Source organism: Micromonospora sp. NPDC005163, assembly GCF_053599835.1.
In genome coordinates this window covers 82,519-101,596 of the sequence record NZ_JBSFYP010000009.1, presented here as the reverse complement: position 1 = coordinate 101,596, position 19,078 = coordinate 82,519, and the positions used below count along the sequence as shown (strand labels likewise).

Sequence of the window (19,078 nt, the reverse complement as noted above, 5' to 3'; positions counted from 1 at the left end):
ACCGCCCCGCTCGCTCGTCACCGGGTGTCTCAGGACGCGGCCGACGCCGACGCCGACGCCGACGCCGACGCCGACGCCGACGCCGACGGTGCGGCCGGCACGGTCACCGTGCCGCTGCCCGGGCGGAAGTCCGCCGGTACGGGCCGACCCGGGTAGTACTGCGCCTGCAACCGGCTCCAGGTGCCGTCCGCGATCACCTCGTCGAGGCCCTTGTTCAGCGCCTCCCGCAGTTTGTCGCCGCCCTTGGCGACGGCGTACGCGGTCGGTGCCGGGCTGAGCTGCTTGGCCGCCACAGTGATCTTGCCGTTGCTGTCGGCCGCCGACGTCTCGCCGATCTCGGCCGGGGCGATCCACGCGTCGGCGGTGCCCGCCTTGAGCTGGTTGATCGCGCCGTTGTAGTCCGGCACCCGGACCGGGTTGAGCTGCTCGCCGGTGGCGTAGTCGTCCTGGACGGTGCCCTGCACCACCACGACCCGCTTGCCGGCGAGCTGGTCGAAGCCGGTGATCGGCGAGCCGGCCGGCACGTCCAGGCCGAAGTAGCCGAAGTCGTAGCCGTTGCCGAAGTCGACCGTCTTCTTGCGCGCCTCGGTGATGGTGATCGAGGAGCTGCCGACGTCGAACTTGTGGTTGTTGACCTGGGAGAGCAGCGCGGAGAAGTCGGTGCCGACGAACTCCACCTTCAGGCCGAGCTTGCTGGCCACTGCGGTCAGCAGGTCGTTGTCGAAGCCGGTGAACTTGCCGTCCTTGAGGTACACGTTCGGTGGCGCGTCGGTCAGCGTGCCGGCGCGCAGCACGCCCGGCTGCGCCAGACCGTACGGGTTGGCGGCGGCGTCGGACGAGGTGTCGTCGCCGCACGCGGTGAGCGCGGTGGCGGCCAGGATCGTGGACGCGCCGAGGGCCGCGGCGCGGGTCAGGGCAGGAAGGAATCGCACAGGTGTCTCCGAAGTTTGCGCAGCGGCGGACGCAGATGTGCGCCGCCGACGGTGCGCCCGGTGGGCGTACCGCTGGGATGGGTTCGGGAAGGGGTGCGCTAGTACGCGCGGCCGCGACAGGCGGCGCTGCACACCCGCATCAGGTCCACGTGCCGCCTGCGGGTCAGTGCCGGTGTCGGCCAGCCGGTGCGGGAATCCGCGGCGTCGGCTGATGGTGTGGTGCTGAGGATGCGCATGGCTCTCCCGGGTCTGTGCTGACCTGGGTGCCAGGCCACGCTTGCACCGACGTCGTGCCGGTGCCTGGTCTTCACCCGGGGCACCCCACCGCGGAGGAGGGTTGCCGGCCAGCGAGCCGGGGCTTCGCGCTGGCGCTCATGACCTGCGCCGAGGCTAGCAGCCCGGGGAGGCGGATCGTCCAGTCGTTATGACCACGCTCACCGTCCGCGACTGGCGTCCGGTCGGCAGGTCAGCTGGCGTGCACGTGCGGACGGCGGCGCGGGTCGGGTTCCTGGCGGCGCAGGATCTCCCGGGTGACCGGGGCGATCTCGCCGTGGCCGAACGCCAGGTAGCGCAGCAAGTTGCCGCCCGGGTTGCCCTCGGTCCACTCGAAGTAGATGTGCGGGCACCGCCCCGCCCGGTCGCGGATATCCAGCAGCAGGGCGGCCACCGCGCTGGGCACCGCGGAACTGGCGAGGCTCAGCACCGGGTACCGGTCGTGCTCCACGCTGCCACGGATCAGCAGCTCGGTCTCGAAGTCCGACGGGTCGGTCACCGTCACCTCGACGAAGATCACCGCGCTGTCGGCCGGGAAGTCGTTGTCCGCCACGGTCTGGGCGAGCTTGTCGCGGTACTCCGCACGGTCCCGGGTGGCCGGCTCGTGCGCGATGAGGCGGACGCGGCGCCCGCTGCACTCGTCGATCAACCGGGTGGCCTCGGCGTCCAGCTCCACCCGGTCGACCCGCAACTCGAAGGCGCGGAACAACCGGGACAGCAGCGACACCACGATCATCCCGCCGATGAAGCAGGCCGCGATCTTCACGCCGTCGGGACGTTCCACCACGTTCGCCGCGGTGGTGTAGACGAAGGCGATCGCGATGATCCCGAACGCGACCGTCCGGCCACGCTGGCGCCGCCGCCGCGCCGCGAGGGTCACCGCCGTCGCCGCCGAGGTGATCAACACCAGGACCCCGGTGGCATACGCGCCGCCCTGCGCGTCCACGCTCGCCCCGAAGGCGACCGTGATCAGAAACGCCACCCCGGTGAAGACCAGCACCAGTGGCCGTACGGCCCGGGCCCAGGTCGGCGCCATGCCGTAGCGGGGCAGGTAGCGGGGTACGAGGTTGAGCAGCCCGGCCATCGCCGAGGCCCCCGCGAACCAGAGGATGCCGATGGTGGACAGGTCGTAGACCGTGCCGAACACCTCACCGAGGTTCTCGTGCGCCAGGTAGGACAGCGCCCGGCCGTTCGCCGGCCCGCCCGGCTGGAACGCCTCGGGCGGGATCAGGACGGCGGTGGTCACGCTGCTGGTGATCAGGAAGACACTCATGATCGCGGCCGCGGTGGTGAGCAGCCGGCGGGCGCCGCGGATGCGGCCCAGCGGGCGGTCCTCCGAGTCCCGCCGGTCCCCGCGGATGTGCGGCATGACCGCCACCCCGGTCTCGAAGCCGGACAGGCCCAGCGCCAACTTCGGGAACACCAGCAGCGAGAACCCGATCACCAGCAGGGGATCCCCGTGGCTGGTGGTCAGCGCGCTGGTCCAGTCCGCGACCGCGCTCGGGTGCGTCACCACCCGCCACAGACCGTCGGCGATCACCACCGCGTTCAGTGCCAGGTAGACCGCGACCAGGACGACGGCGATCCCGATGGCCTCACCGAACCCCTTGAGGAACACCGCGCCGAGCAGCGCCACCAGCAGCAGCGTGACCAGGACCTCGTGTCCCCTGAGCGCGCTGGGCCAGAACGGGTTCTCGTCGATGTGCGCGGTCGCGTCGGCCGCCGAGAGGGTGATGGTGATGATGAAGTCGGTGGCCGCGAAACCGAGCAGCACCAGCACGAACAGCTTGCCCGGCCAGTAGCTCAGCAGGCGTACCAGCATCGCGATGGAGCCCTCGCCGTGCGGGCTCTCCACCGCCACCCGCCGGTAGACCGGCAGCGCACCCAGCAGGGTCACCAGCACCAGCACCAGGGTCGCCACCGGGGAGAGCGCGCCGGCGGCCAGCGCGGCGATGCCCGGTTGGTAGCCGAGCGTCGAGAAGTAGTCGACGCCGGTCAGGCACATCACCTTCCACCACGAGTGGTGGCGATGTTCCGGCGGGCGCCCGTGCGGGCCGTGCCGCTGCGCCGCCTGCTCCGAACCGCCGTCGATCAGCCAGGCCCGCAGTCGACCGGCCCGGCGGCCGGCGCGCCTGTCGACCTCCATCGGCGCTTCCCCCGTCGTCCGCCCACGGTCACCGCGAGTATCCGCCAGCGGACCCGGGCCAGTCCGCCAGTGCGGGGAACTCGCCCGCCCGGGCACCCGGGCGGACGGCGCGTCGCGGGGTTTCGGGTCGTGGTCACGGGGGAAGCAGCGCCTCCCGGCGTCCCGCCCCGAACATGCCCCGGGCGGTTCGGGCAGTCGCCGGTTGGTGCGTCCGGGGAGGGAGCGGGTCATGGTCGGCGGCCGTCGGTTCCGCCCGGGCGGTGGCTTCGGCCGCCGGCTCGACGAGCACGAGGTCCGCGTCGGCCAGCCGCCGCGGGTAGAGCCGCCCACGCCGCCCACCGGCGGCCTGGTGGACAGTGCCGTCTACATCCGCGGGCACCGGTTCGCGTCGCCGGGCGGCCTCGCCGAGACGTACCGCTGCCTGCAGGAGCAGAGCGACGCGATGGCCTGGATCGGGTTGTACCGGCCCGACATCGACCAGATCACCTCGCTGGCCCGGGAGTTCCGGCTGCACGACCTGGCGGTGGAGGACGCGATCAACGCCCACCAACGGCCCAAGCTGGAACGGTACGGGCACACGCTCTTCGTGGTGCTGCGCGCCGCCCGTTACGACGACCTGCGGGAAGAGGTCGAGTTCTCCGAGCTGCACCTGTTCATCGGGCCCGGGTTCGTGGTCACCGTCCGGCACGGTGAGGCACCGGACCTGGCCGCGGTGCGGCGGCGGCTGGAGGCGGACGCGCAGATGCTCGCCCAGGGCCCGGAGGTGATCCTGTACGCGATCCTCGACCAGGTGGTCGACGGGTACGCACCGGTGGTGGCCGGGTTGGAGAACGACATCGACGAGATCGAGACCGAGGTCTTCGGCGGCGACCCGAACGCCAGCCGGCGCATCTACGGGCTCAGCCGCGAGGTCATCCAGTTCCAGCGGGCCGCCCGTCCGCTGCTCGCCGTGCTCGACGCGCTGGCGGCCGGCGCCGGCAGTTACGGCACCGACGAGGAACTGCGCCGCTACCTGCGGGACGTGACGGACCACCTCACCCAGGTGGTGGAGCGGGTGGACGGCTTCCGGCATCTGCTGCAGAACATCCTCACCGTCAACGCCACCCTCGTCTCGCAGCAGCAGAACGAGGAGATGCGCAGTCTCACCGCGGCCAGCTACGCGCAGAACGAGGAGCTGAAGAAGGTCTCCTCGTGGGCGGCGATCCTGTTCGCCCCCACGCTCATCGGCACGGTGTACGGGATGAACTTCGCGCACATGCCGGAGCTGAACTGGCGCTACGGCTACCTGTTCGCGCTCCTGCTGATGGCCCTGGTCTGCGGCAGCCTCTACCTGATCTTCAAGCGGCGCGGCTGGCTGTGACCGGACCGGCGAGGGTCACTCGATGCCGCGCAGGATGTGCCGTTCGTCCTCGCTGTCGTCGTCGCCGGCACTGATCCGGCCGAGCAGCACGGCGGCGGCCCAGATGGTCAGGGGCGTGGCCGCTCCGGTCATGCCGCCGCCGGTCTGGTCGTCCCGGGTCTGGTTCCGCTCCGTACGCGGTGGCCTGCGCTGAGCCTGCATGGGCACTGCCTCTCCTCGTCGAAGCCGCCCCGGGCGGCGCGACGTGCGCCCGCGCCTCCGGCCGGGCCGCCCGCGTGCGGGCAGATCTCCACCGGTACAGCAGCCATCTCGCACCATCCCACGCCCGGGCTCGTCCGTACCCCTGGTTTTCAATTTCCCGACTCTCGCCGCCCCGGGGGGAGGCTCACCAGTGGTGCGGCTGCGCCCGCCCCGAGGCCCGGCAGAACCACGGTCAGCCCAGGAGATCCCTCTTGACGAGTGCGGCCAGTTCCTCGAGTGGGGTGTCGCGGTCGCAGTCAAAAAGATGCACTTCGCCCTTCGGCCCCTTGATGTGAACTTCGATCCGCTTGTCCGGCCGCTTCAGCGCGACAGCGCGGAACGCGCGGGCGATCCGCAGCACAGTTTCTGGTCCCTGCAGGAGCGAGACGAATGTCGCCGCGCCGGTGGCGCCCGTCACGATGAGTTCGACGATGCTGCCCCTCGGCTTGGGCCTCTGGCGGGCAGCCCCGGACGTGACCAGCTCGCTCGCCAACTCCGACGGCACGCAAAGGTAGATCATGTTTCGCTCCCTAGATCGCCTGATACATCGCCCAGACCATGGGGTGTGGATGAGTGATGTCCTCGTCCGAGGTGACACCGCCACGGACGGAGAAGATCCGCCACTCGTCGTACATCCGCAGCTGAAGTCGTCGCAGCGCAAGGTCATGGGGGAGCGGACAGGTCATCGCCTCCGCGAGAAGGTCGTCAAAGGCTGTCGCGAAGGAGCTGTCCGGAATGTCGTATCCGGTCGCGACGACCTCGCGTGCCCCGCCTCCGAGAATGCAGGCCGCGGCCAGGCCCACCGCTTCGCCGCCGAACAGTGACCGCCCTGCGCTCGAACAGCAGGACAGCACGACACGGGATGGCAGAGGCAGGTACGCGCTGCCATCCTCGAAGCGGCCGAAGAACTCGCCGGCGTAGATCGCGAGAGAGTCTTCCCCTGGTTCGAGCGATTTTGGTAGGTCGAGGCATGCGCGCGCGGGGTCGCTCCAGGAGTGGGCGTGCCCACGGTAGTAGAAAATTCCAGGCGGATGCCCGGCGCACTCCTCATGTAGTGCTTCCCGCAGCGCCGCCTTGGCGTCGCTGCGAGGGACGGACGTGGCTCCGAAGTATTGGCGTGCGTTGGAGGCGAGGAAAGCGCTTGATCCGCTGAGATCGCCCTGCGGGTCATCGACAGCCACGAGGAGGTCGAGTGGCGCGCTCGGCGATTGGGTCGCGCGTCGCTCGTCGACCTGCTGCGAGATCGAGTGTCGGATGCGTGCCCGTTCCACGAGCCGGAACCCGTCGCGATCCGTTCCGCCGACCTGCGCGATCGGCCACGGGACGCCGCTCAGCCCCGACCCGGCCGCGATGACGAGCTCAACGGGTTGCTCGACGGACGCCGCCGTCATTGCCGTGACGAGGGACGGTGGCAGCAGGCGGCCGAGCGACAACGACGCGATCCGTTCGTCGGCGGTCCCCCATTCGGAGAGGTGGTGTATCGGGTCGAAGGTTGGTGGAGCACCGTCCGACGTGACGCCGAAGGCGAACCCTCCCACATCTGCGTCGATGCCGAGGAGCACATCGTTGAGACTGTGGTCGCTGGTCAGGTCGATCACGCCACATTCGAGGGGAACGCCGTGCTGCAGTACGGACCAGTAGACGGATGATCCGTATCGGGAGATGCCGAACCACCACGGCACGCTGTCCTGGAAGTGATGTCCGCCTGCGGCGGCTGGCGGGACCAGCGTCGTGGCGTTCATGGCGTCCTCGAGCGCCGAGAAGAACGCAGCCGGTGCCGTGCTCTCCGATGGACCGGCGGCGGACGCCTCACCCGACCCTGCCGGGCTCGTCGCCTTGACCTCGGTCACCGGACCGGGCGAGCTGACCGTCTCAAGTGTCGCGGCGAGCGAGGCGCGGAGACGGTCCTTTTCGATGAACGCGGCGACCAATTCCGGCTTGCCTTTCCGCACCGCGCAGCCCAGCGCGATCTGGCGGGCCGGCAGGTAGCGCATCCACATCGACTCGCGCAGAGGATGATCACAGGCTCCATAACGGAGGTCCTCCGAAAGGTCCCACGCTGCCAGGGCCTCGCTCAGCGACTCCTCAACAGTACCTGTCCCGTAGAGCGCCCGCGCGCGCTGCTGCCGAATCGCTGCGTGTATCCACTGCTCGGAGGGAGTGTCCGCCAGGATTTCCTGGGTGATGTCGCAGTGGACCAGCGCCTCTTCATGGCGGCCCGCGTCGTTGAGAGCCATGATGGCCCGTTCGGTGATCAGCGACCCGGCCAGCCTGCCAAAGTTCCACAACGGCATGAACCAGTCAAGGTCGCTCGGCAGTTGATCGCCCATCTGAATGATGTCCATGGCGGCGATGACGCGGCGCAGGGCCTCGTTGATTTCCGCCGCCTCGTCCATCTGAGATCGCAGCTCTCGGTAGGTCCCCGGATCGTCGGAATTGTAGAGGCAGATCAACGCCAATGTCGCATTGCGGCTCGCGAGCTCGGGTTTGTTGGTCGCGGTGGTCGCGTGGTAGAAGAACTCCCCTGAGAGCGACCACTGGGCGTAACGAAGGTATTCGCGCCCGAATAGGAAGAGCGCGTTGGCGAGCAACGGATCCGGCCGCCCGTTGCCACTGCCGAAACCGCGCTCCACGTATCGCGCCGCCGCAGTGGGAAACAACCCCAACACGGCCTTGTGGTGGTCCCCGCGGTCCAGAGCGGTGAGCGCCTCGAGATAGCTCAGAAGTTGGAACGCGGGGGCGTTGTCGACTCGCGCATTTCCGTCTTTGTCGTTGAGGTGAGCGTCCAGCTTCTCGGCGACCGCGCGGCTGGCCTCGTTGGACGATGAGCCGATTTCGGGCACAGCGACACAGGCAATACGTTCCGCGCGCCTGACGGTGCGGGCGAGTGCGGTCGGGACCCAGGACATCTGCCCTCCGGGCTGCGTTGTCCGCGCGGGATATTGAGGAATGTGGGCGTACAGGAAGCCCGATGTTGCCACCCATGGGAAACAGCGATGCCAGACTGTCCGGCTTCGGTCAGTTGGGCCCCGACGGATTGCAGAGGGCTCGTGTCTCCAACGCCGGTGCGCCGGTGGCTTGTGGCAGCGGGGTCAGGGCAGCGGGTGGGCGATGCCGCGGGCGTGGTCGGTGAGCGCCGCGCCGACCACGGTCGCGGCAACCGGCAGCACCTCCAGGCAGCGGCGCACCGCGGCGGCCATCAGCACGTTCGGTACGCGCATGGAGAGCGTGCAGTGCGGAACCCAGCGTCCCGGCTGGTAGTGCTCGACCAGGGTGATGCCGGCAGCGGCCAGCCGGTCGTGCACCAGCCGGTGGTGCGCCAGCAGCTCCGGGGTGACCGTCGGGCCGAGCCACAGCACCCGGCCGACGAACTGGCCGGCGTGCTGGAAGTCGAGCCGCAGCGGTGCGGCCACGACCGTGCCGCGCAGCGCCGCGGCGACCTGCTCGGGGTCGAAGCGGGGCGCCACCGCGAGCGAGACGTGCGGGCGGTGGCGCTGCTCCAACAGCGAACGCATGCTCTGCACGCCCTCGGCCTCCAGCGCGTCCCAGAGCACCCGGATCCGCCGGGTGGCGTCCGGATCCAGATACAGCTCCAACGCGGCGACCACCTGATCACCGTAACGGCAGAGGTTTGCCCGACGACTCAGGCGGTACCTGATCGGAAACAGACCAGGAGGCGTGACCCGTGGACGTGAGTGATCTGCTGACCGAGGCGTACGACCGCCTGCCCGACCTCGTCCGCGCGGCGGTCGACGGCCTCACCCCCGAGCAGCTGCATCGGGCGCCCGGTCTCGGCGCCAACACGATCGGCTGGCTGGTCTGGCACCTGACCCGCATCCAGGACGATCACGTCGCCGACCTGCTCGACACCGACCAGATCTGGGTCAGTGGCGACTGGGCGGGCCGGTTCGGGCTCACCGCCGACCCGGACGACACCGGCTACGGCCACTCGCCCGCGCAGGTCGCCGCGGTGCGGCCGGAGAGCGCGCAGGCGCTGATCGACTACTACGAGGCGGTCTCGGGGCGGACCCGCCCGTTCCTGGCCGGTCTGCGCCCGGCGGACCTGGACCGCGTGGTCGACGAGGCGTGGGATCCACCGGTCACCCTCGGCGTCCGGCTGGTCAGCGTCGCCCACGACGACCTGCAACACGTCGGCCAGGCCAGCTATGTCCGCGGCCTGATCGGAGCCGACTGACCGGCGGCGACCGCCGGGCTCAGGGCACGATCACGGCCCGGCCGTCCAGCGTGCCATCGCGCATCTGCCGGTACGGGGTGAGCCCGGCGTCGGTCAGTGGCGCGGCGTCCACCGGATCCATCCCGGCCGGCAGCGGCACGATGTGCCGTGCGGCCGCTGCCCGGAGTCGCGCCGGTGTGGTCGTCACCCGGTCCGGGTGAGCCGGCCTCACCCCGTTGCGGGGGATCCTGCGGGGAAGCGAAGGAGGGGACGTGATGGGTGTGACGGTGGCGGAATACCTGCGACAGCTGGACTCCGGCCGGCGTACCGACCTGCCGGAGACGACCTCCGGGACACTCCGGCTGGACGCGCGCGAGGACGGCCGCACCGAGCACTGGTACCTGACCGTCGCCGACCAGCACGTGCGGGTGACCCAGTCGAGCGACGACGCGGACCTGGTCATCCGCGCCGACCCGGCGGTCTTCGACCGGTTGGCGAGCGGGGAGACCCACGTGGCGACGGCGCTGCTGCGCAACGAGCTGACCGTGCAGGGAAACCTGCAGCTGCTGCTGCTGCTGCGGCGCATCTTCCCCGGGCCGGCCGGTGCCCGCCATCCGCGCGAGCTGGGTCGGGCCGCGATGGCCGGGCGGAAGGGGCGACAGTGAGCCGCGAACGGGTGCACGTGATCGCGGGCAACGCCTTCGCGATCAGCGACGGGCAGGGCGACGTGGCGGAGGACCCGGGAAGTCCGGTCGGGCTCTTCTCGTTCGACACCCGCTTCCTGTCGCGCTGGGTGCTCAAGGTCGGCGGGGAAGAGCTGAACGTGCTCTCCCGCGACGACATGACGTACTTCGAGACCCGGTTCTTCCTGGTCCCGGGCGCGGCGAGTCACTACGTCGACGCCGACGTGTCGGTCATCCGGCACCGCTCGATCAACGACAGCTTCAACGAGCGCATCACGTTGCTGAACCACTCGGCGGAGCCGGCCGAGTTCACCGTGCGGATGGACATGGGCAACGACTTCGCCGACCTGGCCGACCTGGCCGACGTCGCTCAGGGCCTGGAGCTGCGGCGACGGGACGTCGGCGTCGCCGCCGACTCCGCGCGCGGGCAGCTCGTGCTGCGGTACGAGCGGGAGCGGTTCGTCCGCGCAACCACCATCAGCAGCACGGCTCCCGCCGACGTCGACGAGCGGGGAATGACGTTCCGGATCCGGATCGAGCCCGAGGGGAAGTGGGAGACCGACCTGCACGTCACCATGAACATCCAGGGCGAGGGCGGCCGGGACCTGCGCAAGGACCTGGAGTCACACCGGGAGCACGTACACGGAGGGATGCGTGAGGAGCTGGCGGCCTGGATGGACCGTGCCCCACAGTTGGTGGCCGAACGGGACGGCTTGGAGAAGACCTACCGGGGCAGCCTGGCCGACCTGGCGGCGCTGCGCTACCTGCCGCTGGCGCACGACACCCGGGTGCCGGTCGGCGGCCTGCCCTGGGCGATGGGGCTCTGCGGGCGGGACAGCATCTTCACCTGCCTGCAGACCATGGCGTTCACCCCCGAGCTGACCCCCGCGACGCTGCGGTTGCTGGCGCTGTTGCAGGGCGGCCAGCTCGACGACGAGCACGAGGAGGAGCCGGGCAAGATTGTCGCCCAGCTCCGCTACGGCGAGTCGGCCGCGTTCGCCGACCGGCCGGACGCGCTGTACTACGGCGCGGCGGACACCACTCCGCTGTTCGTCGTCCTGCTCGACGAGTACGAGCGCTGGTCCGGCGACGTGGACCTGGTCCGCGAGCTGCGCCACCCGACCCGGATGGCCCTGGACTGGATCGACGAGTACGGCGACCTGACCGGCGACGGGTACATGCGCTACCAGCGCCGCAACGAGCGGCACGGCCTGATCAACCAGTGTTGGAAGAACTCCCCGGACGCGATCACCGACGCCTGTGGCCGGCAACCGGCGCTTCCCCGGGCCACCTGCGAGTTGCAGGGCTACGCCTACGACGCGAAACGGCGCGGCGCGCGGCTGGCCCGGGAATTCTGGGGTGACCCCGGGTACGCCGACCGGCTGGAGCGGGAGGCGGCCGAGCTGAAGGACCGGTTCAACCGGGACTTCTGGTTGCCGGAACGGGAGTACTACGCGTTGGCGCTGGACCCGTACGGCGAGCCGACCGACGCGCTGTCATCCAACATCGGGCACCTGCTGTGGAGCGGGATCGTCGCGGACGACCGCGCCGAGGCGGTCGCCGAGCACCTGCTCGGCCCGCGACTGTTCAGCGGCTGGGGGGTGCGCACCTTCGCCACCGGGCAGCAGCCGTACAACCCGGTGGGCTCACACCTGGGGGCGGTGTGGCCGTCGGACAACGCCCTGATCGCGGCGGGGTTGCGGCATTACCGCTTCGACACGCACGCGGGCCGGATCGCGGCCGGCATCTTCGACATGGCGCAGACGCTCGGCGGGGCGGTGCCGGAGCTGATCGCCGGCTACGAGCGCAGCACCACGAAGTACCCCGTCCAGCTGCCGGCGGCCGGTCGTCCGCAGTCGTGGTCCTCGGGTGCGCTGCTGATGCTGCTGGGCACCCTGCTGGGGCTGCGGCCCACCGGCGACAACCTTCTGGTCAATCCGGCCCTGCCAGCGGGCTTCGGCAGGGTCGAGCTGCTGGACATCCCGGGCCGTTGGGGTCTCACCGACGCGTACGCCGGAGACCGTTCCCCCATGACCATCGCCCATCGCCGACTTCGGTGATCGCGGAAGGTGCATCAGGGCACGCCGTCGGCGGTGACGCCTACTTCCTGCGTACCGTGCACGGTCGGTGTGGGTCGGGTGGCGGTGCGCCGAGCGAATGTGCGGTCGATGCCGACGAAGAGCAGGCCGAGCAGCCAGAACGCGACGGCGAAGGAGAGCGCGCTGATCGCCACCCCGGCGTAGCCCAGCTCGCCCGCGTCCAGGAACGGGTACGGGTAGCCGTGCACGACCAGCCCCCGCAGGAGGGCGAAACCGAGGTAGCCCAGTGGAAACGCCAGCCACCAGGCCGCGTACCGCAGGCGCAGCCGGCCGCGCTGGTCGAAGAGCACCCAGTCGGCGACCGCCAGCAGCGGCACCACCGTGTGCAGCAACTGGTTGCCGAGTGCCTCGCCGGCGGCCCGGTCCGGCTGGGCCATCGCGAACGGGCTGGCCGGGTTGGCAAGCACCAGGTGGTAGACCACGCCGGTGATGGTGATGTAGAGCGTGACCGCGCCGCGTAGCGCCGACGGTGGATCGGGTCGGTCCCGCCATGCGCTGAGGCCTGCGTACGCCGCGAGAGCGCCGATCGCGACGTTGCTCTGGATGGTGAAGTACGGCAGGAGCCCGGTGAGGGTGGCCGGGCCGAGCGCGGTGAGTGCGATCCCGGCCAGCACGCTGAGCACCACCACCAGGCGCAGGACCGCCGCCGCGCGTCGCCGCCGCAGACTCATCGGGGCAAGTTATCAGTCCACGGGCGACCCGTGCTCAGCTGGACGAGCCGTACGAGGCGGGGGAGTCGCCAGCGGGCGTCCCGGCCGGTCAGGTCGGTGGGCCGCCCGGCGGGGAGTGCCGGCCGTTGCCCGGTGGGGTGCGGTCCGGTCCGGCAGCGGTGGGTCGGTTGTCCCGGGGGCCGGGCGGCTGTGGGCGCCGACTCGGCGTGGTCCCTGGTCGCTTGTCGGTCGCCCGGCCCGGCGCCGGCTCGGCGGCCAGGACCCGCACGCAGTAGTCGGCCACCCGCTGCCGGTCACCGGCGGCGGCGATCAGGCCGGAGAAGGCCGGGTTGTCGAGGGCCCGGCCGTGGTCGTCCCCGGCGCCCGCCTGGTACGCCCGGCACAGGCCCGCCACCTCAGCGGCGACCGAGGTGGGCGGCACCGGCCCGCTCGTGTCCGGTGCGCCCGATATGAGCTGCCCACCACCCGTGGCGGGGGCGGGCACGGCGGGTGGACCGGTGAGCGCCGGCACGGTGACCATGGGCGGGCGCGGTGGACGGGGCGCAGCGCCGTTGGTGGCCGCCAACGCCACCCCGCCGCCAACGGCCAGGGCGAGGGCCGCCACGGCGGCCCTGCCGCCGAACAGGGCGAGGCGGCGTGAACGGCCGGCGGTCGGTCGGGAACCGGCCGGTGCGACGCCCTCCCCGGCCTGCTGGGCGGACTCGCCACGGAGGCGGCCGTGGCGCTCCCGACGGAAGGCCAGCACGGCGACGTCCTCACCGGCCAGCTCCGCGGGGCGCGGCGCGGCGCGTGCCGCGGTCAGCAGCAGCACGACCGGTCGTGGCCCGGCCGATGGCTCGACGGACCCGCCGAGCAGCCGCTCGGCGGTCTCCTGGTTCATCCGGTCTGCGTTCATCTCGTGTCCCTCAGCGCCGCCCACCTGCGCGGTGTCACATCCGCCCGCGCGGGGCGGAACCGGGGTGACACGCGAGGTGGACGACGGGGACCGCTGGCGAACGCCGGTGGCCGGTCGGCCCGCTCAGCCCATGGTCTTGGTGCCGTCGATCGCCTCGCGCAGGATGTCGGCGTGCCCGGCGTGCTGAGACGTCTCGGCGATCAGGTGCAGCAGCACCCGACGGACCGTCCAGCTCGCCCCCGGCTCGAACCAGGGTGCCTGCGGCAGCGGGTGCGCCGCGTCCAGGTCGAGGGTGGCGATCAGCTCGTCGGTCTGGTCGGCAACCTGCCGGAACCGCTCGACGAGCCCGGCAAGGGTCTCGCCCTGCGTCGTCCGGAACTGGCCCGCCCAGTCGATCTCCTCGCGTTGCATCGCCTCCGCGCCGCCGACGGCGAAGAGCATCCACCGTTGCTCGGTGCCGGCCACGTGCTTGATGAGGCCGCCGAGGCAGAGCTCGCTGACCGTGCTGCAGGTGGACGCCTGTTCGTCGGTCAGCCCGTCGACGGTGTGCAGGAGGAAACCCCGGTGTCGGCGCAGTGTCTGCAGCAGGTCGGCCCGCTCCCCGGTCAGCTGCTCGGTGCTGGTCATGGTGCCACCTCTCCGTCGATGTCCGCTCGGCGCCAGCGTAGGAGTCGGCACCGACAATCCCGGATCCGAAACGACGGCGGCGCGGGCCGCCAGCGGTTGCCGATCCCGGCGCGGAGCGGTCCACTGAATGACATGGGTGTGATTAAGGTGGGCACGTCGTCCTGGGCCGATCAGTCGCTGCTGCGCTCCGGGTGGTACCCGCGCTCGGCCAACACCCCCGCCGGCCGACTCGCCTACTACGCCGGCCGGTTCCCACTGGTCGAGGTGGACACCTCCTACTACGCGATCCCCGCCCCGGAGGTCACGCAGGGCTGGGTCGACGCCACACCGGCCGAGTTCACCTTCGACGTCAAGGCGTTCAGCCTCTTCACCGGTCACCCGACGCCGGTCACCGCGCTGCCTCGCGACCTGCGCCCGGCCGCCGGCCCGAGCCGGATCCGTCGCCGCGACCTGCCGGAGCGGGCGTACGACGAGTTGTGGTCCCGGTTCCGGGCGGCGCTGGATCCGATCGCGGCGGCCGGCAAGCTGGGTGTCGTGCTGCTGCAGTTCCCGCCGTGGCTGGTACGCGGCGCTGCCGCCGAACGCCGCATCGCCGAGCTGGTGCGGCGATGCCGGCCGTGGCGGGTCGCCGTGGAGCTGCGGCACGGGTCCTGGTTCGACGAAGCGGCGGCACCGGCCACGATGGATCTGCTGCGCGCGCGCGACCTCTCGCTGGTCTGCGTCGACATGCCGCAGGGCCACCCGTCATCGGTGCCGCCGATCCTGACCACCACGGCGGAGCCGGCGATCGTCCGGTTCCACGGCCACAGCGATGCCTGGCGCGACGGCGACAAGCAGGACAAGTTCCGCTACGCGTACGCCGAGCAGGAGCTGCGGCACTGGGCCGGGCTGCTGGCCGAGCTGGCCGGCCCGGCCGACGAGCTGCACGTGCTGTTCAACAACTGCTGCGCGGGTCAGGCACAGCGCGACGCCACCCGGCTGGCGCAACTGCTCGCCGAGAACATTCTCGGAGCCGGGCCGGAACGCCAGACCGTCCCGGCCCGCGCCACGTCGACCGGCTGAGGGTCGGGCGCCGGCGCCCGGGGGTCCCGGTCCGGGCGACGTCAGGTGGTGCCGTCAGGAGCGCCGGCCTCGGGTCCGCAGCGCGTCCTGGGCCCGCTCGTCGATGTCCGCATCGTCCGGGAAGGAGCGGCGGCTGGGTGCCGGGTCCGGGGGCGCGCCGGGTCCGGCCTCGGTGGTACGGGTCGGTTCCACCGAGCCGAAGCCGTGCCGGCCGGCCGGGCCGGACCGACCCGCCGGGGCGCCGGCGCGGCGATCACCCCGCTGCCCCTCGGGCACCGCCGTCTCCTCGCTGCCCTCGTCCATCGGCGAGTGCTCATCCACGCCCCAGGGCGGCTCGGCGTCGAAGCCGTCCTCGGCCTTCCACGGCTCGACCGCCTCCGGCTCCAACCGGTCGCCGCTGCCACTGGGTCCCTCGTGCGCCGTCATGGCCACCCCGCTCGTCGGGTCCGCCGCTACCGGCGGACGATTGCCCTCCCCGGACCGTCCGGCTCGCCCGGTCGCGGCCGCCCGCCGTGCCCGGTCGTAACGGCGGCGCCGAGCCGGCCGGCGCCCCGCCGTCGAGGTGCCGGCGGGACGCCGGCCAGCCCGGCGCTCAGCGCCCGGCCATCGCCATCTGCCGCTTGCCGGCGTTCATGCCCGCCATCTTCGCCATCCCCTTCGGGGCGCTCATCAGCATGCCGGCCCGGCCGAGCATCCCCCGGAACACCTGGCCGGGTTTCTGCTGCTCACCCATGTACGAGGTGACCACCACCAGGGTCCCGGTCAGCGCCGGGATGGCCCACTGGAGCAGCCTCATCTGCCGCTGCGAGGCGGCAACTCTGGCCGGTGTCTGGTGGTTCGGCTCGGTGGCGCCGTTCACCGGTGGGGCGCCCGCCTTTTCCAACCGCATGCCGATCAACCGGCTGTAGCCGGTCACCGCGAGCGCGCCGATCGTCAGCGCGGTCTTGATGGTGCTGGCGCGGGCGACACCGGACTGACCGGCCACCCGTGGACTCTCCGTCACCAGTTCGCCGACCGCTCCGGCCAGGTGGGCGCCGATGGCGGCCGCGTTGACCGGGGTCCATTTGGACCATCCGGCCGAGGCGACCGGGAGCCGCTGTGTGGAGTCACTGATCTTCGCCGCCGCGCCGTTAACGCCGAGCGCTCCCATGAGGGAGCCGCCGAACCAGGCCGCGAGACCCAGATCGTGCATCGAGCGCAGTGCGGTATGCCGTTCGGACATCTGATCCCCTTCCGCCGTGTCGGGCGCTGCGGCTTACCCGCCGCCCGGGCGGCTAACCCCGTCCCTGGCCGGCCGGTCCGCGCCGAATCCGGTACTCCAAGGACGTCCGGGCCCTGGGTTGCCGCCTCGTCGCCGGCAGGAGTCGTTCGGTCCGTGGTGGGTAGATCTCGACCGACGCTGAGGAGAGGGGAACGGGATGTCGCAGCCGGAGGAGAGCCGGGAGAAGACCGCCAGTACCGACGCGGTGCTCATGCACCCCGACAACGATCCGCACAAGAGCACCGCGGAGGTGCCGCCGCGCAAGGACCACGGTGAGGTCCGGGTGGAGCGCGACGGCGACCTGGTGCCGCTGGATCAGGAGGAGTGAGCGGGCCGGCCGGGCCGCATGACGGCCGGCCGGCACCTCTCAGCGGCGCGGCAGTTCGCCGGCGAAGCGGGCAACCCGCTGTGCCAGCGGGTTGCCCGCGCGGACCCAGGTGAAGTGGTCCAGCGCCGCGCCGGCCTGGGCCACTGTGTACCGCTCGCGGGTCAGCGGCGCCGCGGTGAGCTTCGCGCAGAGGTGGTCCATGGACTCGTGCGGTGTGTACTGGTCGTCGTCCACGCTGACCGCCAGCACCGGTGTTCGTACCGCGCGCACCGCCGTCTCGGTGTCCGTGCCGTCCAGTTGGGGGAACCGGCCGGTCCGCGCGGTGTACGCCCAGTCTCTGATCACGCCGCGGGCCTGCCGGCCGCCGAAACCCCAGCCCGGCCAGACCCCGAGCAGCGCCGCGGTCGCGGCGATCCCCTGGGTGTACGGCAGCACGCCGAGGCCGCGCCGGCCCGGATAGCTTCGCCAGTAGGGGACGCCGACCGCGACCAGCGCCAGCCCGTCCACCGAGTCACCACCGTGCAGGGCGAGGTGCAGCAGTGCGGCCTGCCCGCCGAGCGAGTGCCCCAGCAGCAGTCGGGTACGCCCGTCCAGCCGCGGCTTGAGCGCGGCCAGTACGGTGCCGACGTCGCTGGCCAGCTCGCTGTAGCCGTGCCGGTCGGCGCGGCTCGGCGCGGGGGTGCTCGTCCCGGTGCCGCGAAGGTCGACGACGACCACCGCCAGCCCGGCGGCGCGCAGCGCGGCCGCGAACGGCCGGTAGTAGCGGGCCCGGACCCCCATCGCCGGCCAGATCACCACCACCGGCGCACCCGCCGGACCGGCCGGCTCCGGATACACCTGCACGCCGAGGCGACCGCCGTCGACGTCGACGAATTCCTGCGCGTACTCCGTGTCCCCGTTCACGGGCCCAGCTTACGGGCCGACATTACCGGCGGGTAGCCGCCGCTGCCGGCTCCCGTTCGTCCGACGCGACGGAGGCCCCGCCGGATGGCGGGGCCTCCGGGGACGATTCCGGTCAGGACACCGAGATCGTCCCGTTGCTCGCCCGCACGCAGGCCACCGCCCGGGCGCTGGTGGTGGCGGCGCCGCTGAGGCACTGGCCGAGCACCTGGTGCCCGGTGGCGTTCGGGTGCCACGACTCCTGGCAGGTCTGGAAGTAGCTGACGCAGGTGTTGGCGATTCGCTGGATCGCGATCTTGTCCTTGCCGGAGAGGCTGGTGACGAAGGTGCCGTTCGGGCTGTCCTGGAGCCGGATCGGGGTGGCCAGCGCGCCGGTCGGGCTGGTCGACGACTCACAGAGCCGCGCGCCGTCGAAGGCCCGCTGCACGTTGAGGTAGACCAGGTCGGCGGCGGGGAACTCGGCGGCCAGGGTGTCCCGGGTGGACTTCACCAGGGTGCCGAGGCCCTGCGAGAAGCGGTGTCCGGGCATCAGGCTGGCCCGGTGGATCGGGCAACCGGCCGCGTACCGCTCGGCTCCCAGGTCACGGAACTTCTCCCGGGTGTCGTCCCGGCCGTCCTCGGTGTGGAACGTCGGGTTCAGGTCCATCGGCAGCGGGTTGGTGTAGTCCTGGAACACGATCCGGTGCTGCCCGTCCGCGTCCACCTGGTCGAGGGTGGTCAGCAGCTGTCGTACCGCGGCGGTGGTCTCCGCGGTCGCGGCGCTGAGCTGCGCGGCGGTGGCCAGGTCGGCGTCGGTGCACGGCTTCTGCTCCGCCGGGCCGCCCAGGTACGCCCAGAACTCCCACCAGCCCGTCCAGGCGTCGGCGATGAAGCGGTTGGCGCACTTCTCCGCCACGCTGCCGAACGTGAACGAGCTGTTGTTGGAACCCAGGCCGATCAGCACCAGGTCGATGTCCTGGGTCTGCGCGACGGCACGGAGCTGGTTGAGCTGCGAGGCCACGGTACGGCCGCTGGCCCGTGCCTGGGAGGCGTTGGCGATGTCGTGTGGCTGCCCGCCGGAGCAGGCCAGGTTGAACCGGTTCTGGATGCCCGGCAGGTTGGCCTGGTTCAACGAGGCGTTCGCCGAACGGTGGCAGAAGAACGCGTTGTTGTTCGGCGCCGTCCAGCCGGGGAAGCCCTGGGCGACACCGTTGACGTCGACGACCGGGGTGTACGCCCCGGCGCCCTCGCCGCTGATGAAGCTGTCACCGAGCGCCACGGCGGCGGTGGGGAGCGCGGCGGACGCGGGGGCGGGCAGCGCGACGGCGGTCGACAGCGCCGCCGTGACAATCGTGAGTGCCGCGGCGAGCGCGGTACGCCGGAACCTGGCCATGGGGCTCCCTTCCATCGAAAGATGAAAGATTCTCTGAGAGCGCGATCAGATCACC

The 19,078-nt window shown here is 71.6% G+C and carries 20 protein-coding genes and 1 riboswitch; of the genes, 6 read left to right on the top strand and 14 right to left on the bottom strand.

Annotation, left to right across the window (positions count from 1 at the left end; genetic code table 11):
- Positions 1 to 29 precede the first annotated feature (29 nt).
- Both ACWD6N_RS09615 and ACWD6N_RS09610 read right to left on the bottom strand, forming a co-directional pair.
- Entirely contained in the window at positions 30 to 932 is a 903-nt protein-coding gene (locus ACWD6N_RS09615) for an ABC transporter substrate-binding protein (protein WP_387327157.1), read from the bottom strand.
- Positions 933 to 1,200: 268 nt separating this feature from the next.
- Positions 1,201 to 1,312, bottom strand: a riboswitch (SAM riboswitch).
- A gap of 86 nt (positions 1,313 to 1,398) precedes the next feature.
- Entirely contained in the window at positions 1,399 to 3,351 is a 1,953-nt protein-coding gene (locus tag ACWD6N_RS09610; RefSeq protein WP_354965995.1) for an APC family permease, read from the bottom strand.
- 229 nt (positions 3,352 to 3,580) lie between these two features.
- Here ACWD6N_RS09610 and corA point away from each other — a divergent pair, with 229 nt between their 5' ends.
- On the top strand, positions 3,581 to 4,711 hold the full coding sequence (gene corA, locus ACWD6N_RS09605; RefSeq protein ID WP_387327160.1) for a magnesium/cobalt transporter CorA: 1,131 nt from the start codon (positions 3,581 to 3,583) through the stop codon (positions 4,709 to 4,711).
- Positions 4,712 to 4,726: 15 nt separating this feature from the next.
- On the opposite strand, the gene ACWD6N_RS09600 is transcribed toward corA, so the two are convergent.
- The 4 genes from ACWD6N_RS09600 to ACWD6N_RS09585 form a co-directional block, all read right to left on the bottom strand.
- Complete coding sequence (locus ACWD6N_RS09600) at positions 4,727 to 4,918, bottom strand: hypothetical protein (RefSeq protein ID WP_354965993.1); 192 nt, start codon at positions 4,916 to 4,918, stop codon at positions 4,727 to 4,729.
- 226 nt (positions 4,919 to 5,144) lie between these two features.
- A complete protein-coding gene (locus tag ACWD6N_RS09595; RefSeq protein WP_354965992.1) occupies positions 5,145 to 5,471 on the bottom strand; it encodes a hypothetical protein in 327 nt (108 codons plus the stop codon).
- Between the two features lie 10 nt (positions 5,472 to 5,481).
- Positions 5,482 to 7,860, bottom strand: coding sequence for a CHAT domain-containing protein (locus ACWD6N_RS09590; protein WP_354965991.1), 2,379 nt, complete (start codon positions 7,858 to 7,860; stop codon positions 5,482 to 5,484).
- 183 nt (positions 7,861 to 8,043) lie between these two features.
- Positions 8,044 to 8,559, bottom strand: a complete 516-nt coding sequence (locus ACWD6N_RS09585; protein WP_354965990.1) for a 2'-5' RNA ligase family protein — start codon at positions 8,557 to 8,559, stop codon at positions 8,044 to 8,046.
- 77 nt (positions 8,560 to 8,636) lie between these two features.
- On the opposite strand from ACWD6N_RS09585, the gene ACWD6N_RS09580 reads away from it, so the two are divergent.
- On the top strand, positions 8,637 to 9,146 hold the full coding sequence (locus tag ACWD6N_RS09580; RefSeq protein WP_354965989.1) for a mycothiol transferase: 510 nt from the start codon (positions 8,637 to 8,639) through the stop codon (positions 9,144 to 9,146).
- A 19-nt stretch (positions 9,147 to 9,165) separates the two neighbouring features.
- Here ACWD6N_RS09580 and ACWD6N_RS09575 read toward each other — a convergent pair whose 3' ends face one another.
- Positions 9,166 to 9,333, bottom strand: a complete 168-nt coding sequence (locus tag ACWD6N_RS09575; protein WP_354965988.1) for a hypothetical protein — start codon at positions 9,331 to 9,333, stop codon at positions 9,166 to 9,168.
- A gap of 67 nt (positions 9,334 to 9,400) precedes the next feature.
- On the opposite strand from ACWD6N_RS09575, the gene ACWD6N_RS09570 reads away from it, so the two are divergent.
- The gene (locus ACWD6N_RS09570; protein ID WP_354965987.1) at positions 9,401 to 9,790 is read left to right on the top strand and encodes an SCP2 sterol-binding domain-containing protein; all 390 of its coding nucleotides are present in this window, start codon (positions 9,401 to 9,403) and stop codon (positions 9,788 to 9,790) included.
- A complete protein-coding gene (locus tag ACWD6N_RS09565; RefSeq protein ID WP_354965986.1) occupies positions 9,787 to 11,868 on the top strand; it encodes an amylo-alpha-1,6-glucosidase in 2,082 nt (693 codons plus the stop codon). Before ACWD6N_RS09570 ends, ACWD6N_RS09565 begins: the two co-directional genes overlap by 4 nt.
- A 14-nt stretch (positions 11,869 to 11,882) precedes the next feature.
- Here ACWD6N_RS09565 and ACWD6N_RS09560 read toward each other — a convergent pair whose 3' ends face one another.
- From ACWD6N_RS09560 to ACWD6N_RS09550, 3 genes are all read right to left on the bottom strand, one after another.
- Complete coding sequence (locus ACWD6N_RS09560) at positions 11,883 to 12,578, bottom strand: Pr6Pr family membrane protein (RefSeq protein WP_354965985.1); 696 nt, start codon at positions 12,576 to 12,578, stop codon at positions 11,883 to 11,885.
- An 88-nt stretch (positions 12,579 to 12,666) separates the two neighbouring features.
- Positions 12,667 to 13,473, bottom strand: a complete 807-nt coding sequence (locus tag ACWD6N_RS09555) for a hypothetical protein (protein WP_354965984.1) — start codon at positions 13,471 to 13,473, stop codon at positions 12,667 to 12,669.
- 123 nt (positions 13,474 to 13,596) lie between these two features.
- Positions 13,597 to 14,100, bottom strand: coding sequence for a DinB family protein (locus ACWD6N_RS09550; protein ID WP_354965983.1), 504 nt, complete (start codon positions 14,098 to 14,100; stop codon positions 13,597 to 13,599).
- Positions 14,101 to 14,232: 132 nt separating this feature from the next.
- Between ACWD6N_RS09550 and ACWD6N_RS09545 the strand changes: the two genes are divergently transcribed.
- The gene (locus ACWD6N_RS09545) at positions 14,233 to 15,162 is read left to right on the top strand and encodes a DUF72 domain-containing protein (RefSeq protein ID WP_354965982.1); all 930 of its coding nucleotides are present in this window, start codon (positions 14,233 to 14,235) and stop codon (positions 15,160 to 15,162) included.
- A 54-nt stretch (positions 15,163 to 15,216) separates the two neighbouring features.
- On the opposite strand, the gene ACWD6N_RS09540 is transcribed toward ACWD6N_RS09545, so the two are convergent.
- Both ACWD6N_RS09540 and ACWD6N_RS09535 read right to left on the bottom strand, forming a co-directional pair.
- The gene (locus tag ACWD6N_RS09540; RefSeq protein ID WP_354965981.1) at positions 15,217 to 15,588 is read right to left on the bottom strand and encodes a hypothetical protein; all 372 of its coding nucleotides are present in this window, start codon (positions 15,586 to 15,588) and stop codon (positions 15,217 to 15,219) included.
- A 166-nt stretch (positions 15,589 to 15,754) separates the two neighbouring features.
- On the bottom strand, positions 15,755 to 16,384 hold the full coding sequence (locus ACWD6N_RS09535) for a hypothetical protein (RefSeq protein ID WP_354965980.1): 630 nt from the start codon (positions 16,382 to 16,384) through the stop codon (positions 15,755 to 15,757).
- 196 nt (positions 16,385 to 16,580) lie between these two features.
- On the opposite strand from ACWD6N_RS09535, the gene ACWD6N_RS09530 reads away from it, so the two are divergent.
- On the top strand, positions 16,581 to 16,751 hold the full coding sequence (locus ACWD6N_RS09530; protein WP_354965979.1) for a hypothetical protein: 171 nt from the start codon (positions 16,581 to 16,583) through the stop codon (positions 16,749 to 16,751).
- Between the two features lie 39 nt (positions 16,752 to 16,790).
- Here ACWD6N_RS09530 and ACWD6N_RS09525 read toward each other — a convergent pair whose 3' ends face one another.
- Together ACWD6N_RS09525 and ACWD6N_RS09520 are read right to left on the bottom strand one after the other, a co-directional pair.
- Positions 16,791 to 17,654 (bottom strand): alpha/beta hydrolase family protein, encoded by an 864-nt coding sequence (locus tag ACWD6N_RS09525; protein ID WP_354965978.1) that lies wholly within the window; start codon positions 17,652 to 17,654, stop codon positions 16,791 to 16,793.
- A gap of 112 nt (positions 17,655 to 17,766) precedes the next feature.
- The gene (locus ACWD6N_RS09520; protein WP_387327170.1) at positions 17,767 to 19,023 is read right to left on the bottom strand and encodes an SGNH/GDSL hydrolase family protein; all 1,257 of its coding nucleotides are present in this window, start codon (positions 19,021 to 19,023) and stop codon (positions 17,767 to 17,769) included.
- Positions 19,024 to 19,078 lie beyond the last annotated feature (55 nt).